The organism is Mycobacterium sp. DL99, from assembly GCF_004762045.1.
Taxonomy (GTDB): domain Bacteria; phylum Actinomycetota; class Actinomycetes; order Mycobacteriales; family Mycobacteriaceae; genus Mycobacterium.
In genome coordinates this window covers 1,377,409-1,391,202 of the sequence record NZ_SJOM01000007.1, presented here as the reverse complement: position 1 = coordinate 1,391,202, position 13,794 = coordinate 1,377,409, and the positions used below count along the sequence as shown (strand labels likewise).

17 protein-coding genes and 3 tRNA genes are annotated in these 13,794 nt (G+C 65.0%); 7 read left to right on the top strand and 13 right to left on the bottom strand.

Annotation, left to right across the window (positions count from 1 at the left end; genetic code table 11):
* Nucleotides 1–4 precede the first annotated feature (4 nt).
* From EYZ64_RS06955 to EYZ64_RS06935, 5 genes are all read left to right on the top strand, one after another.
* Nucleotides 5–922, top strand: a complete 918-nt coding sequence (locus tag EYZ64_RS06955) for an alpha/beta fold hydrolase (protein WP_135459860.1) — start codon at nt 5–7, stop codon at nt 920–922.
* A gap of 161 nt (nt 923–1,083) precedes the next feature.
* Nucleotides 1,084–1,962: a cyclopropane mycolic acid synthase family methyltransferase gene (locus EYZ64_RS06950; RefSeq protein ID WP_135452806.1), complete on the top strand. Its 879-nt coding sequence runs from the start codon at nt 1,084–1,086 to the stop codon at nt 1,960–1,962.
* 184 nt (nt 1,963–2,146) lie between these two features.
* Entirely contained in the window at nt 2,147–3,007 is an 861-nt protein-coding gene (locus tag EYZ64_RS06945; protein WP_135452805.1) for a cyclopropane mycolic acid synthase family methyltransferase, read from the top strand.
* Nucleotides 3,008–3,111: 104 nt separating this feature from the next.
* Nucleotides 3,112–3,807 (top strand): YciI family protein, encoded by a 696-nt coding sequence (locus EYZ64_RS06940; RefSeq protein WP_135452804.1) that lies wholly within the window; start codon nt 3,112–3,114, stop codon nt 3,805–3,807.
* 6 nt (nt 3,808–3,813) lie between these two features.
* Nucleotides 3,814–5,058 (top strand): RNA polymerase sigma factor, encoded by a 1,245-nt coding sequence (locus tag EYZ64_RS06935; RefSeq protein WP_135452803.1) that lies wholly within the window; start codon nt 3,814–3,816, stop codon nt 5,056–5,058.
* An 84-nt stretch (nt 5,059–5,142) separates the two neighbouring features.
* Here the strand turns inward: EYZ64_RS06935 and rplA are convergent, their stop codons facing one another.
* From rplA to EYZ64_RS06870, 13 genes are all read right to left on the bottom strand, one after another.
* The gene (gene rplA / locus EYZ64_RS06930; RefSeq protein ID WP_044516013.1) at nt 5,143–5,850 is read right to left on the bottom strand and encodes a 50S ribosomal protein L1; all 708 of its coding nucleotides are present in this window, start codon (nt 5,848–5,850) and stop codon (nt 5,143–5,145) included.
* A 73-nt stretch (nt 5,851–5,923) separates the two neighbouring features.
* Nucleotides 5,924–6,355: a 50S ribosomal protein L11 gene (gene rplK / locus EYZ64_RS06925; protein WP_135452802.1), complete on the bottom strand. Its 432-nt coding sequence runs from the start codon at nt 6,353–6,355 to the stop codon at nt 5,924–5,926.
* Between the two features lie 70 nt (nt 6,356–6,425).
* Nucleotides 6,426–7,229: a transcription termination/antitermination protein NusG gene (gene nusG / locus EYZ64_RS06920; protein WP_135452801.1), complete on the bottom strand. Its 804-nt coding sequence runs from the start codon at nt 7,227–7,229 to the stop codon at nt 6,426–6,428.
* A 27-nt stretch (nt 7,230–7,256) separates the two neighbouring features.
* Nucleotides 7,257–7,724 carry a preprotein translocase subunit SecE gene (gene secE, locus EYZ64_RS06915; RefSeq protein WP_135452800.1) on the bottom strand — a complete coding sequence of 156 codons (468 nt, stop codon included), beginning with the start codon at nt 7,722–7,724 and terminating at the stop codon, nt 7,257–7,259.
* A 70-nt stretch (nt 7,725–7,794) separates the two neighbouring features.
* Nucleotides 7,795–7,867, bottom strand: a tRNA-Trp gene (locus EYZ64_RS06910).
* A gap of 177 nt (nt 7,868–8,044) precedes the next feature.
* On the bottom strand, nt 8,045–8,554 hold the full coding sequence (hadC, locus tag EYZ64_RS06905) for a (3R)-hydroxyacyl-ACP dehydratase subunit HadC (RefSeq protein ID WP_135452799.1): 510 nt from the start codon (nt 8,552–8,554) through the stop codon (nt 8,045–8,047).
* A 14-nt stretch (nt 8,555–8,568) separates the two neighbouring features.
* Nucleotides 8,569–8,997, bottom strand: a complete 429-nt coding sequence (gene hadB / locus EYZ64_RS06900; RefSeq protein WP_135452798.1) for a (3R)-hydroxyacyl-ACP dehydratase subunit HadB — start codon at nt 8,995–8,997, stop codon at nt 8,569–8,571.
* Complete coding sequence (gene hadA / locus EYZ64_RS06895) at nt 8,997–9,461, bottom strand: (3R)-hydroxyacyl-ACP dehydratase subunit HadA (protein WP_135452797.1); 465 nt, start codon at nt 9,459–9,461, stop codon at nt 8,997–8,999. The genes hadB and hadA overlap by 1 nt, the downstream gene beginning before the upstream one ends.
* A 9-nt stretch (nt 9,462–9,470) precedes the next feature.
* On the bottom strand, nt 9,471–9,638 hold the full coding sequence (gene rpmG, locus EYZ64_RS06890) for a 50S ribosomal protein L33 (RefSeq protein ID WP_003881823.1): 168 nt from the start codon (nt 9,636–9,638) through the stop codon (nt 9,471–9,473).
* Nucleotides 9,639–9,683: 45 nt separating this feature from the next.
* A tRNA-Met gene (locus EYZ64_RS06885) sits at nt 9,684–9,757 on the bottom strand.
* Nucleotides 9,758–9,796: 39 nt separating this feature from the next.
* Nucleotides 9,797–9,869: transfer RNA gene (locus EYZ64_RS06880), tRNA-Thr, on the bottom strand.
* A 110-nt stretch (nt 9,870–9,979) separates the two neighbouring features.
* Nucleotides 9,980–11,215, bottom strand: a complete 1,236-nt coding sequence (locus EYZ64_RS06875) for a globin domain-containing protein (RefSeq protein WP_135452796.1) — start codon at nt 11,213–11,215, stop codon at nt 9,980–9,982.
* Nucleotides 11,212–11,661 carry an RrF2 family transcriptional regulator gene (locus EYZ64_RS06870; RefSeq protein WP_135452795.1) on the bottom strand — a complete coding sequence of 150 codons (450 nt, stop codon included), beginning with the start codon at nt 11,659–11,661 and terminating at the stop codon, nt 11,212–11,214. Before EYZ64_RS06870 ends, EYZ64_RS06875 begins: the two co-directional genes overlap by 4 nt.
* A gap of 172 nt (nt 11,662–11,833) precedes the next feature.
* Between EYZ64_RS06870 and EYZ64_RS06865 the strand changes: the two genes are divergently transcribed.
* Entirely contained in the window at nt 11,834–12,559 is a 726-nt protein-coding gene (locus EYZ64_RS06865; protein ID WP_135452794.1) for an MBL fold metallo-hydrolase, read from the top strand.
* A gap of 240 nt (nt 12,560–12,799) precedes the next feature.
* A complete protein-coding gene (locus EYZ64_RS06860) occupies nt 12,800–13,789 on the top strand; it encodes a T6SS phospholipase effector Tle1-like catalytic domain-containing protein (RefSeq protein ID WP_135459859.1) in 990 nt (329 codons plus the stop codon).
* The last annotated feature ends 5 nt before the right edge of the window (nt 13,790–13,794 follow it).

The following is a 13,794-nucleotide window of genomic DNA, read 5'->3' as shown; positions in this document are numbered from 1 at the left end:
CGGGATGAGGGTGCGGACCGGGTTCGCCAAGTCGTCCGCCGAACCCGGCGACGTCGACCTCTACTACGAGGACATGGGTGACCCGAACGATCCGGCCGTGCTGCTGATCATGGGTTTGGGCGCGCAGATGCTGTTGTGGCGCACAGGTTTCTGCGAAAAGCTGGTCAACCAGGGTTTGCGGGTCATCCGGTACGACAACCGCGACGTCGGCCTGTCCACGAAGCTGTCCGGCAAGCGGGTGGACTCCCCGCTGCCGCTGCGGATGGCCCGGTCGTTTCTGGGCCTGCGCAGCCCGTCGGTCTACACGCTCGAAGATGTCGCAGATGATGCTGCCGCCCTGCTCGATCACCTCAACATCGACACCGCCCACATCGTCGGCGGCTCGATGGGCGGGATGATCGCCCAGGTGTTCGCCTCCCGGTACGCACAGCGCACCAGGACACTGGCGGTGATCTTCTCCAGCAACAACCAGCCGCTGCTGCCACCGCCCGGCATCAAGCAGCTGCTGTCGGTGATCACCGGCCCGCCCGCCAGTTCATCGCGAGAAGCCATCATCGACAACGCCGTTCGGATCAGCAGGATCAACGGCAGCCCCGGCTATCCGACTCCGGAGGAGGAGATCAGGGCCCAGGCCGCCGAGCTGTACGACCGCGTCTACTACCCGGCCGGGATCGCCAGGCATTTCGATGCCATCCTCGGCAGCGGCAGCCTGCGCCACCACGACAAGCGGATCAGTGTGCCGACCGTGGTGATCCACGGTCGCTCAGACCGGCTGATGCGCCCGTTCGGGGGCCGTGCGGTGGCCCGCGCGATCGCCGGTGCCCGCCTCGTGTTGATCGACGGCATGGGCCATGAGCTCCCCGAACCCGTGTGGGACGAGATCGTCGGCGAGCTCAAGACGAACTTCGCCATTGCCACCTGATCTCTGCATCTTCAACGTTAATTGCTTTGCCGGGCACCGGAAAGCTCGGTAGCTGGCCGAACTGCCTCTACGCTTCATTGGAAGCAGCCTGGGGGGGCGGCTAGGTCAAGAAGTGGCATAGCGCAGCTCTCGCCAGTGGGCCTCCTCCCGATAGGTGCCGCATGGCAAAACAACCGGAGCAACTCAAACCCCATTTCGACGACGTACAAGCCCATTACGACCTGTCCGACGATTTCTTCGCCCTGTTCCTGGATCCGACCAGGACATACAGCTGCGCGTACTTCGAACGCGACGACATGTCGCTGCAGGAAGCCCAGTTGGCGAAGGTCGACCTCGCGTTGGGCAAGCTCGGCCTCCGACCGGGGATGACCCTGCTCGACGTCGGATGCGGTTGGGGCGCAACGGTTATGCGCGCGATCGAACGCTACGACGTCAACGTCGTCGGCCTCACGCTCAGCCGGAACCAGGCGACCTACGTGCGACAGCTGTTCGACGAATCCGACAGCCCACGCACCAAGCGGGTGCTACTGGCGGGCTGGGAAGAGTTCGACGAGCCGGTGGATCGCATCGTCTCGATCGGCGCGTTCGAACATTTCGGCCACGACCGCTATGACGACTTCTTCCGCTTCGCCCACGACGCCCTGCCCGCCGACGGCGTGATGCTTCTGCACACGATCACCGGATTGAAACCACAGCAGATCATCGACCGCGGGATGCCGTTGTCGTTCGAGTTCGCCCGGTTCGTCAAGTTCATGGTGACCGAGATCTTCCCCGGTGGGCGACTGCCGTCGATCGAGATGGTCGAGGAGCACTCCGCGCGGGCCACGTTCACCCTCACCCGGCGGCAGTCGCTGCAGTCGCACTATGCGCGCACCCTCGACATCTGGGCAGCCAACTTGGAGGAACGCCGCGAGGAGGCCGTCGCGATCCAATCGCAGGAGGTCTACGACCGGTACATGCGCTACCTGACGGGTTGCGCGAGCAGCTTCCGGACCGGGTACATCGACGTCAACCAGTTCACCCTGCATGTCGCCGCTTAATTTCCTTCGCTAACGAAGCGCGGCCGGTGCATTTCCGCAGGCACCGACCGACAAATTATCGCGTATCAGGCAAAATTTGTTTGCCGACGAAATTGATTGACGGTGGCGACAACAGGCCCGCGGTAGTGACCTGCGGTACCCTGAGATTCGCGGGGAGAACTCTACAGCTTGGAGCATATCGAATATGTCCAAATTGACACCGAAATATGAAGAACTCCAGTCGATCTACGACATTTCCAATGAATTCTACGAACTGTTTCTAGGCCCCACGATGGGTTATACGTGCGGCTATTTCGAGCGCGAGGACATGACCGGCGACGAGGCCCAGATCGCGAAGTTCGATCTGGCGCTGGGCAAGCTGGGCCTCGAACCGGGGATGACGCTGCTGGACATCGGCTGCGGCTGGGGCGCGTGCATGGCGCGGGCAATCGAGAAGTACGACGTCAATGTCATCGGTCTGACACTGAGTGGCGAGCAGCGTGAATACGCCATCGAAAAGCTCTCCAAGGTGTCCACCGACCGCAATGTCGAAGTTCGCCTGCAGGGCTGGGAAGAATTCGACGACAAAGTCGACCGCATCGTGTCGATCGGCGCCTTCGAGCATTTCGGATTCGAGCGTTATCCGGCGTTCTTCGAGACGGCCTACAACTCGCTGCCCGACGCCGGCACCATGTTGCTGCACAACATCACCGGATTCGACCTTCGCCAAGGCCAGAAGCTCGGCCTGCACATGACGTTCGAAGACGCCCGGTTCGCCCGGTTCATCATGACCGAGATCTTCCCCGGCGGCCGGTTGCCCTCGGTGTCGATGGAGGAGGAACGAGCGACCGAAGCCGGGTTCAAGGTCACCCAGCTGCAGGAGATCGGCCCGCACTACGTCCGGACGCTCAAGATCTGGGCCGACGCGCTCGAGGCCCATAAGGACCAGGCCATCGCGATCCAGGGCCAGGAGGTCTACGACCGCTACGACAAGTACCTCAACGGCTGCCAGAAGTACTTCGCCTCGGGTCACATCAGCGTCCACCAGTTCACGCTGCAGAAGTAGTCGGAAGCAATCTCGCGCGGCCTGTCGCATCCCGGCACCGTCGTTCGTCGAATAGGTAGAGAGTGGAACAGACGGTTCTCACTCGCTGACACCGGGAGACGACGATGCATTACTTCGCACTACTGATCAGTCGAGACGTGGAACTCGCACCCGACGAGCGGGCCGAGGGCATGGCCGCGTTCCAGGCTTTCCACGCCAAAGCGGCAGCGGCGATCCGGGCGGGCGACGCGCTGGACAAGTCCGCCGCCGCCACCCGCATCACCGGTGGGCCGGACAATCCGACGATCACCGACGGCCCGTTCGCCGAGGGCGCCGAGGTGGCGTGCGGCTACTACGTGTTCGAGGCCGACAATCTCGATGAGGCCCTTGCGTTGGCCCGCGACATCCCGGTCGCCCAGTTCGGTGCGGTCGAGGTGTGGCCGATGGTCCATTGGCAAGCGCCCGAACAGCCGCTGGGCAACGATTGGCTGGCATTGCTCTTGGAGCCGCCCGAGGACGTCAACACGCCGGGCACCGACGAGTGGAACCAGCAGGCGGCCAAGCACGGCGAACTCGCCAAGACCATCGGCGACAAGACCCTTGCCGGGGCGCCGCTGCATCCGCCGTCGACCGCAACCACCGTGCGGGTGCGCGACGGTAAGGTGGTGCTGACCGACGGGCCGTACATCGAAGGGGCCGAGGTGGCCAACGGCTTCTATGTGCTGCGGGCCGCCGATCGCGACGAAGCGGTCAAGCTGGCGTCGATGATTCCGGCGTCAGCCATCGAGGTCCGCCAGTTGGCCGGGGTTTCCGGCCTGTAGTCGCCGATGATCCAGCTGGACGGCGTCTTTCGGCGCGAGTGGGGCCCGGCCGTTGCCGCGCTCGCACGGTGGTCGGGCGATCTCTCGGTGGCCGAGGACGCCGTCCAGGAGGCCTGTGCGCAGGCACTGCGGGTATGGCCGGCCGACGGCGTGCCCGCCAATCCCGGTGCGTGGCTGACCACGGTGGCCCGCAATCGGGCATTGGACCGGTTACGGCGTGAATCTGCCCGTCCCGGAAAGGAACTCGCAGCGGTGTACGAGGAGGTGAACGCGTCGGGCGGTGACGGGGAGCTGCACCCGGTGCGCGATGACGAGCTGCGGATGATGTTCACCTGCGCTCATCCCGCGCTGGACCGCAGCTCGCAGCTGGCCCTGACACTGCGGCTGATCTCGGGGCTCACCGTCACCGAGATCGCCCGCGCCCTGCTGCAATCCGACACCGCGGTCGGGCAACGGATCACTCGCGCCAAGAACAAGATTCGCAAAGCCAACATCCCGCTGCGGGTTCCGCCGCCGGAGCTTCTGGCGGAGCGCACGCCGCACGTACTCGGCTGTATCTATTCGGTGTTCACCGAGGGCTACTGGTCGACCGGTGGGCCGTCGGCGATCCGCGACGAGCTGTGCGACGAGGGGGTGCGGCTGGCGGGTGAACTGTGCGCGTTGATGCCCGGCAATCGGGACGCGCATGCACTCTCCGCCCTTGTGCTGCTGCATGATTCGCGCCGCCGCACCCGGGTGGACGAGGGCGGTGCGTTGATCCCGCTGGATGAGCAGGACCGTAGCCATTGGGATCGGGGGCGTATCGCGCGGGGTCTGGAGCAGTTGCGGTTGGCCGAGGGAGCATCCGGCACGTACCTTCCGCAAGCGGTGATCGCGGCGCTGCATGCCACCGCGCCCACCTGGCAACACACCGACTGGGCCACCATCTGTCTGGCTTACGACCAGTTGGTCGCGATGACGGACTCGCCCGTCGTTCGAGCCAATCGCGCACTCGCCGTTGGCTTTCGCGACGGCTTCGCGGCCGGGCTGGCCGCCCTCGACGAGGTGGCCGGCGATCCGCGGCTGGCCCGGACCAATGCGGTGGCACCGATCCGTGCGGATCTGCTGCGCCGGGCGGGCCGCTTCGAAGAGGCCCGGCGCTGGTACCGCATCGCACTTGACGGTGAAGCCGCCGGTTCCGAGCCGGCGCAGGTCTTCCTGCGCCGCCGCCTCGCTGAATGCGCCCCAGAAATGCCGAATGGCCAGTTATGACACGCGATTCGAGGAATCTTGTGCCGCAACTGGCCACTCGGGCTAACGGATTACGCCGCTGAGCCGATGGTCGGCTCCGCTGCGCTACGCCTCCGTGAAGTTCCGGGTCACCGACGGGTCGACCGGGATACCCGGGCCCGTGGTGGTGGAGACGGTCACCTTCTTGAGGTAACGACCCTTCGAGGACGACGGCTTGGCACGCAGCACCTCGTCGAGGGCGGCGCCGTAGTTCTCGGCCAGCTTGGCCTCGTCGAAGGACGCCTTACCGATCACGAAGTGCAGGTTGGCCTGCTTGTCGACGCGGAAGTTGATCTTGCCGCCCTTGATGTCGGCCACAGCCTTGGTGACATCGGGGGTGACGGTGCCGGTCTTGGGGTTCGGCATCAGACCGCGCGGGCCCAGCACGCGGGCGATCCGACCGACCTTGGCCATCTGATCCGGGGTGGCGATCGCGGCGTCGAAGTCCAGGAAACCGCCCTGGATCTTCTCGATCAGGTCGTCGCTGCCGACGACGTCGGCGCCGGCGGCCAGTGCCTGCTCGGCCTTCTCACCGACGGCGAACACGGCGACGCGGGCGGTCTTACCGGTGCCGTGGGGCAGGTTGACGGTGCCGCGGACCATCTGGTCAGCCTTGCGGGGGTCGACGCCGAGGCGGATGGCGACCTCGACGGTGGCGTCCTGCTTCTTGGAGGAGGTCTCCTTGGCCAGCTTCGCGGCCTCAAGCGGGGTGTAGAGCTTGTCCCGATCGACCTTCTCCGCGGCTTCGCGGTATGCCTTGCTGTTCTTGCTCATTTGTGAAATCCAATCGTGTTCTTGGAGTCGTGGTGCGGGCCGATGCCAGCCCTCCCACTGGGGATGCGCTTCGCTATTCGACCGTGATGCCCATGGAGCGGGCGGTGCCGGCGATGATCTTCGCGGCGGCGTCGATGTCGTTGGCGTTGAGATCGGCCTTCTTGGTCTCAGCGATCTCGCGCACCTGGTCCCAGGTCACCTTGGCGACCTTGGTCTTGTGCGGCTCGCCCGAGCCCTTGGGCACACCGGCGGCCTTGAGCAGCAGCCTGGCGGCGGGCGGGGTCTTCAGGGCGAACGTGAAGGTGCGGTCCTCGTAGACGGTGATCTCCACGGGGATGACGTTCCCGCGCTGCGACTCGGTCGCAGCGTTGTACGCCTTGCAGAACTCCATGATGTTGACGCCGTGCTGGCCAAGTGCAGGACCGACCGGCGGGGCGGGGTTGGCCTGCCCGGCCTGGATCTGCAGCTTGATGAGCCCGGCGACCTTTTTCTTCTTCGGGGCCATGCTTCTGGTGTTCCTTTACTTGCTCATCCAAGGGCGCGTGAACGCCCTTTGTTACTAGCCGCTGTGGCGACTAAATCTTGGAGACCTGGGTGAAGGTCAGCTCGACTGGTGTCTCGCGGCCGAAGATGGACACCAGCACCTTGAGCTTCTGCTGCTCGGCATTGACCTCGCTGATGGAGGCGGGCAGTGTCGCGAACGGGCCGTCCATGACGGTGACGGACTCGCCGACCTCGAAATCGACCAGGATCTCGGGCCGCTCCAGGGTGGCCTCGGTGCTGGCACCGGCCGCGGCGGCGGCGCTGGACTTGGCGGGCTTCTTGGCTGCGCCCTGCGGCAGCAGGAACTTCACCACGTCGTTCAGCGACAGAGGCGACGGACGCGAGGTGGCACCGACGAAGCCGGTGACGCCCGGTGTGTTGCGCACCGCACCCCACGACTCGTCGTTGAGCTCCATGCGCACCAGGATGTAACCCGGCAGCACCTTGCGGTTGACCTGCTTGCGCTGGCCGTTCTTGATCTCGGTGACCTCTTCGGTGGGCACCTCGACCTGGAAGATGTAGTCACCGACGTCCAGGTTCTGCACGCGGGTCTCGAGGTTGGCTTTCACCTTGTTCTCGTAACCGGCGTAGGAGTGGATCACATACCAGTCGCCGGGCTTGAGTCGCAGCTCCTTCTTGAGCGCGACTGCCGGGTCCTCGTCTTCGTCGACCTCAGGAGCCTCGTCGGCAGCAGCCTCTTCGGCCGGAGCCGCGTCCGTCTCGTCGACCGTATCGGCCTCGACGGCCTCCTGGCCCTCGGTCAGATCGTCGGTCTGCGACTCGACGCCGTCGACGGTCTCGTCGGCGACCGTCTCGTCGCCGTCGAACGTAGTCACGTTGTCAGTCCTCTCTCAAATTCCAGATCAGGTGCCGAACACCAGCGACACCAGCCGCGCCAGTCCAAGGTCGGCGCCGGAGATCAGCGCAACCATGAACACCAGGAAGGCCAGCACCACCGTGGTGTAGCTGACCATCTGCTTGCGGTTCGGCCAGATCACCTTGCGCAACTCGGCAACGACCTGCTGCAGGTAGTTGACGACGAACATGATCGGGTTCCGCGACGGACCGGTTTTCTTGGCCTTCGCGTTCTTCTTGGCTTTCTTCGACTTCCCGGAGTCGGCCTTGGCATCGTCGCTCGACGCGTCGCCATCGGCGGCCTCGTCGCTGTCGGCCTCATCAGCCACACCACGACGGGTCCGCTTACCGGTCGGGCGCAGCGGCCGGGTCACCACCGCGGTCTGACCGTGGGTGGTGTCCGTAGCCCCGGTATCGGTGCCAGCGTCGGTTCCAGTGTCGTCTGCGGAGCCGGCACCTTCGCGCTCGTCGCTCACCGCATGCCTTTCATCCTGGTTTGTGTGTTCACCTTCCAGTGTCCACACGTTGTCGAGTATTCAGTTTGAGCAGGGGCGACAGGACTTGAACCTGCAACCTGCGGTTTTGGAGACCGCTGCTCTGCCAGTTGAGCTACGCCCCTCTGTTGGTGACATGCTGGCGCTTTCGTCACCGTGCTGCGCCGAGGCTTACACAATTCGCGCGCTCTCCGATCGCTCGATGGTCAAGCCGACGGACAGCGCGCTGAAATGGGAAAAACCCCGGGTTCCGAGTGTACCCGGCGTGGGCGCCAGAAACTAATCGCGCCCATTGATGACAACTACTCCCCGGCGGCCTTCCGCATGACCTTGCCGGTTTCCGGATCCCACTTCACCTGGATGGAATCGTCGGCATCGTGACCCATCATGGTGGTGATGGCTTCCAGAACCACCGCACCGTCATCGTCGGTGCAGACGTTGTGGGTGACGACGATGTCGGCGCCGAAGCGCTCCTCGACCGAGGTGACCTCCATGATGGCGTGCAGCTGATCGCCGGCCTTGAGCGGCTTGCGGTACACGAACTTCTGATCCACCTGGACGATCTGCTTGGTTTCCATGCCGATGTCGACGTTCTGGAAGAAGTGTTCCTGCACCAGTAGCGCCAGAGTTGAGGCGAAGGTGAGTGGCGCGACCAGGGCGTCATGGCCGAGTTCGGCGGCGGCAGCCTCGTCGTGGCTGGCCGGATCCATGGCCTTGACAGCCTTGGCGTACTGACGGATCTGCTCGCGGCCGATCAGGAACGGATACGGATACTTCCAGACCATTCCCTTGATGTCAGCCTTGAGTGCCATTGGCCCAGAACTCCTTACGCCAGTTTCGCGGTCGCTACGGCCCGCCCGAAGATCTTCTTCCCGCCCGCGGTCGCCGAGATGGCGACGGTGACCAATTTGGCTTCGGGATCCACGGACTTGACCCGCCCGTTGAAGACGATCTCTGCTCCGACACCGTCATTGGGGACCGGCACCACCGCGGTGAACCGGACGTTGTACTCGGTCACGGCAGCCGGGTCGCCGACCCATTCGGTGACGTAGCCGCCACCGAGGCCCATGGTCAGCATGCCGTGGGCGATCGCGGTGTCGAGGCCGACCTGCTTGGCGATCTCGTCGTCCCAGTGGATCGGGTTGAGGTCACCGGACACACCGGCGTAGTTGACCAGATCTCCGCGGGTCAACGGGATCACGCGCTCCGGAAGCGTGTCACCGACCTTGACCGAACTGAACTCGCGCAGCGCCATCAGTTAAAACCCTCTTCTCCGTCACCCGCACGCCCGGCCAGGGTCGTGTAGGCCTCCTGGACCACCTCACCCTTGTCATCGGTGATGATGTTCTTGGTCACGATGATGTCGGTGCCGTGCGCCTTGCGAACGGAGTGCACGTACACGTCGCAGTACAGCTTGTCACCGGCCCTGACCGGCTTGAGGAACTTCAGCTCCTGGTCGACCTGGACGATCTGAGCGTCCTGAATACCGATTTCGGCCCATTCGAAGAACGCCCACTGCGCCTGGTAACCGAAAATGCAGATAAAGGTCAGAGGCGCGAGCAGCGAGTCGTGTCCGAGCTCGGCCGCGGCAGCCTCATCGTGAAAGCACGCGTCGTTGTTCTTGACCGCGAGAGCATGCTCGCGGATCTTTTCGCGTCCGACCTCATAGTGCTCAGGATGCCGATAGTGCATCCCGACGATGTTCGTCGATAGAGCCACGGCGAATTGCTATCGCGACTCTTTGTGCGGCTGGTGGGTGCCGCAGTTGGGGCAGAACTTCTTGATCTCGAGCCGGTCGGGATCGTTGCGGCGGTTCTTCTTGGTGATGTAGTTGCGGTGCTTGCACACCTCGCACGCCAAAGTGATCTTCGGCCGTACGTCGGTACTCGACGCCACGTCAGTTCTCCCTGCTCAAAATCATGCTCTGCTTTGATGTTCCTGTAGCGGTGGGGGGACTCGATCCCCCGACCTCACGATTATGAGTCGTGCGCTCTAACCAGCTGAGCTACACCGCCCCGATGAGGCGAGTCGGCGCACCGCCTGCTCGTCCACCGAGCCCCCTAACGGAATCGAACCGTTGACCTTTTCCTTACCATGGAAACGCTCTGCCGACTGAGCTAAGGGGGCTTGTCCCGCAGCGTTGCGGCTGCGGGGCCTTAAAGAGGGTACAACCTCCCCGGCGGCCGCACCAAACCGCAGGTCAACGCGGCCGCCGGGGAGCTATTTTGCCTGGTCGGCTAGTCCAGGAGCCAATCGTTGGGTGCGAACAGCTCGCAGTGCACCCGCTCGGTGGCGACTCCGCGCTCGCTCAGTTGGGTGCGGACCGCCTCGATGAATCCGGCCCCGCCGCACAGGTAGTAGGCGGCGTCGGCGGGCAGCTCGATGCCGTCGAGCTTGAGCAGGCCGGCGTGTACACCGGGGGCACCACCGGTGACGCCGTCCTCGTACCAGAGGTCGAGGCTGGCGTTGGGCAGTGCGTCGATCAGCTCGTGCTGACGCTCCCGCAGCGGGTGGCCGTTGTCGGTGCGGTCGGCATGCAGGACGCGCACGTGGGCGTCGGGCGCCTCGGCGGCCAGGAATTCCAGGATGCCGACCATCGGGGTGACACCGATTCCCGCGGACACCAGCACCAGCGGGCCATCGGGCCGGCCGCCGTTGTACAGGTCGCCGAAGGGCACCGTGACGTCGAGCAGGTCGCCGACGCAGAGGTTGGCCCGGATCCAGGACGACACCTCGCCTGCGGGCTGGTCCGCGACGGCGTCGACCGGTTTGACCGCAAACGTCAGATCGGTCGATCCGGGCGCCCCGACGAGGCTGTACTGGCGTAGCTGACGGGCCCCGTCGGGCAGTGTCACGCCGACCGAGACGTATTGTCCGGCAGCGAAGTTGACGGGCTCGGCGGCGCGGACGGTGACGAGCACGGCGCCGGACGGGTCGTCGACGCGGGAGATGACGCGCAGCCGCCGGAAGACGTCACCGGGTTCGACGCCGGCTCCCGCGTACAGATCCCGCTCCAGCGCGATCAGGGTGTCGGCCATGATCCAGTAGACCCGGTCCCAGGCCTCGGCCACCTCGGCGGTCACGGTGTCGGCGCCCAGCACCTCCACGATCGCGGCGAACAGGTTGTCGTGCACGATCGGGTACTGGTCGGCGGTGATCCCGAGCGAGGCGTGCTTGTGGCCGATGCGCGCCAGCAGGGCCGAGGGGTGGGGCAGGTCGGGGTTCACCAGATGGGTGGCGAACGTGGCGATCGAGGCCGCCAATGCGCGCTGCTGGGCACCCTGGGCCTGGTTGCCACGGTTGAACAGGTTGCGCAGCAACTCGGGGTGGTTGGCAAACAGCCGCCGGTAGAACTCCGAGGTGATCTCGTCGATGTGCGCGCCGATGAGAGGCAGTGTCGCCGAGACGATCTCGGCGTGGTGCGGCTCCAGTTCGTCGCGTACCGCAGACGGCTCGGGGCTGGTGACGGTCATCGGAGATTCCCTTCGGTTGTGAGTTGTAAAACAATCGGTAGGCGGTTGCCTGCCGTCAGGTCTGTCACGGTGTACCGGTCGAGTTCGCGATAGAACGCCTCTTTGGCGTCGGCCAGTACGCGGCGGAGCCGGCAGGCCGCGATGAGCGGACACGGGGAATCCCCGCCGCATTCGATGACCTCACGGTCACCTTCGAGTTCGCGCACCAGCCAGCCGATCGAGGCGTTGCGCCCGGCGTCGGTGAGCACCAGTCCCCCGACGCGGCCGCGCCGGGCATGCACCATGCCCAGTTCGGACAGCTTGGACACCGCCTTGGCGACGTGATGCTCGGAGGCATTGGCGCCCGTGGCGATGGTGCGGGTGGTGATGCGCCGGTCCTCGGACTCACCCGAGGCCAGCAGCATCAGCGTGCGCAGTCCTAGGTCGGTGAACCGGGTGAGGTGCATACCGCTGACGCTAGTAATTCCGCATTTGAGATGCGAGTTTTATGCCGTGTGGGGTCAAACACTTCGTGACGTGCGGTTTTTAGACCTGCGGGGATGCGCGCAGCGGGTGATTCAGGGCACCGCACACCCCGTCGGTCATGGGCCTCGTAGCGCCCACGAATAGTCTTGATTCATGTCCGAGCCCCAGGTTGATGACCGCTTGTACTTCCGGCAGTTGCTGTCCGGTCGCGACTACGCGGCGGGCGACGTGATCGCCCAGCAGATGCGCAACTTCTCCTACCTGATCGGCGACCGCGAGACGGGCGACGCCGTGGTGGTCGACCCTGCGTACGCGGCCAACGACCTCGTCGACGTGATCGAGAACGACGGCATGCACCTGTCCGGCGTGCTCGTCACCCACCACCACCCCGACCACGTCGGCGGCACGATGGCGGGCTTCTCCCTCAAGGGCCTGGCCGAGCTGCTGGAACGTCAGAGCGTGCCGGTCCACGTCAACACCCACGAGGCCGAGTGGGTCTCCCAGGTCACCGGAATCGCGCCGAGCGAGCTGATGGGGCACGTGCACGGCGACAAGGTTTCGGTGGGCGCGGTGCAGATCGAGCTGCTACACACTCCCGGCCATACCCCGGGCAGCCAGTGCTTCCTGCTGGACGGCCGCCTGGTCGCCGGGGACACGTTGTTCCTCGACGGATGCGGGCGCACCGACTTTCCCGGCGGCAATGTCGACGACATGTTCCGCAGCCTGCAGGCGCTCGCCAAGCTGCCCGGCGACCCGACCGTCTTCCCCGGGCACTGGTACTCGGAGGAACCGAGCGCCCCACTCGATGAAGTCAAACGCAGCAACTACGTGTATCGGGCGTCAAACCTTGAGCAATGGAACATGTTGATGGGCGGCTGATGAATCGTTCCAGTCCGGCCGAATACGGAATCCAGTGAATTAACGGCGCCGCAACGGAGCAATTCCGCCTTAGGATCAGCCGTCTGCCACGGATTTCGTTGCCTGAATGGTTGCAAGGGGAACTATGGCCCATTTTGCGCGATTCGAGTAGTGCAATACTCAGGACATCAGGCCGCATACCCGGCAAAGTAAATGTCAGCAATTGTCGAGGAGTAGTTGACAGTCCCGCCGGGGGTCACCGTGAAGAACATCGTGCTGTGCTTCGACCACACAGATGAACATCCCGGACTCCGTGACGCATCGAATACCGAGATGCTGTTTCGGTTGCTGGACGGCACCGATCAGCTGAACTGGTATCACAGCGGCACGCCGATGCGACCCGGTCGAAGAATCACGCCGGGCCGCCGCGGCGACGCCGTCAGCGAAGCCCGGACAGCCATCGTCGAGGCGTACCGGTTCCTCGGAGACGCGTGGGATCCCGGGGACCGGATCTTCGTGTTCGGGGGCGGCGAGGGCGGACACCGCGCCGGTGAGCTGGCCACCCTGCTCGGCACGGTCGGCCTGTTGCCGGCCCACTCCGACGACGTACTGGATTACGCGCTCGCCACCTACGTACTGTCCCGCACCCCGCGCACGCCGCAGGATTGGCGACAGATCAGGGTGCTGGCGGCGCAACTCGTCGGCGACCGCGACCCCGCGGTCCCGGTGCGGTTCGTCGGCCTGTGGAACGCGACGGCCACTCCGGGCACCAAACAGCAGATGGGCCCGCTACCGACCGTGGAATCGGGTCGGCACGCGGTGGGCGTGGATGGCGGGCGCCGGACCATGCGGTACTGCGAGCGCCTGGACGAAGTCTGGTTCCGGGGAACCCGCTGCGATGTCACCGGCGGCACCGGCGCGTGCTGGCCGCTGTCCGATATCGCGCTGGACTGGATGCTGGACGGGGCCATTGCCGCGGGGCTGCTGGTTGTCGACAACAGTGCCTGCCCCACTGACCTCGATGCGCTGGCCGGGACCGCGCCGACGATCGGTCGGTGCCGGCCGCCGCTGGACGCCAAGGTGCACGCGAGTGTGGAGGTGTATCTCCGTTCGCACCCGCACTATTGGCGGCGACTGCCCGCGCGTATCGAATGGGCCGACGTCGAATGGCTGGCCCGCGGTGAGCGCCTGGTGCACACACCGGTCACCGAGACCGTGCACCGCGACATCCTGACTGCCGTCGCGTCATGAGGCCG

What these genes read in the sequence shown, in the direction of transcription:
- EYZ64_RS06950 (WP_135452806.1), top strand. Translation starts at nt 1,084, where the DNA reads ATGGCAAAACAACCGGAGCAACTCAAACCCCATTTCGACGACGTACAA.
- EYZ64_RS06935 (WP_135452803.1), top strand. Translation starts at nt 3,814, where the DNA reads ATGATCCAGCTGGACGGCGTCTTTCGGCGCGAGTGGGGCCCGGCCGTT.
- rplK (WP_135452802.1), bottom strand. Translation starts at nt 6,355, where the DNA reads ATGGCCCCGAAGAAGAAAAAGGTCGCCGGGCTCATCAAGCTGCAGATC.
- EYZ64_RS06865 (WP_135452794.1), top strand. Translation starts at nt 11,834, where the DNA reads ATGTCCGAGCCCCAGGTTGATGACCGCTTGTACTTCCGGCAGTTGCTG.
- hadC (WP_135452799.1), bottom strand. Translation starts at nt 8,554, where the DNA reads ATGGCACTCAAGGCTGACATCAAGGGAATGGTCTGGAAGTATCCGTAT.
- EYZ64_RS06875 (WP_135452796.1), bottom strand. Translation starts at nt 11,215, where the DNA reads ATGACCGTCACCAGCCCCGAGCCGTCTGCGGTACGCGACGAACTGGAG.
- EYZ64_RS06870 (WP_135452795.1), bottom strand. Translation starts at nt 11,661, where the DNA reads ATGCACCTCACCCGGTTCACCGACCTAGGACTGCGCACGCTGATGCTG.
- EYZ64_RS06955 (WP_135459860.1), top strand. Translation starts at nt 5, where the DNA reads ATGAGGGTGCGGACCGGGTTCGCCAAGTCGTCCGCCGAACCCGGCGAC.
- EYZ64_RS06945 (WP_135452805.1), top strand. Translation starts at nt 2,147, where the DNA reads ATGTCCAAATTGACACCGAAATATGAAGAACTCCAGTCGATCTACGAC.
- hadB (WP_135452798.1), bottom strand. Translation starts at nt 8,997, where the DNA reads ATGGCGCTGCGCGAGTTCAGTTCGGTCAAGGTCGGTGACACGCTTCCG.
- EYZ64_RS06940 (WP_135452804.1), top strand. Translation starts at nt 3,112, where the DNA reads ATGCATTACTTCGCACTACTGATCAGTCGAGACGTGGAACTCGCACCC.
- rplA (WP_044516013.1), bottom strand. Translation starts at nt 5,850, where the DNA reads ATGAGCAAGAACAGCAAGGCATACCGCGAAGCCGCGGAGAAGGTCGAT.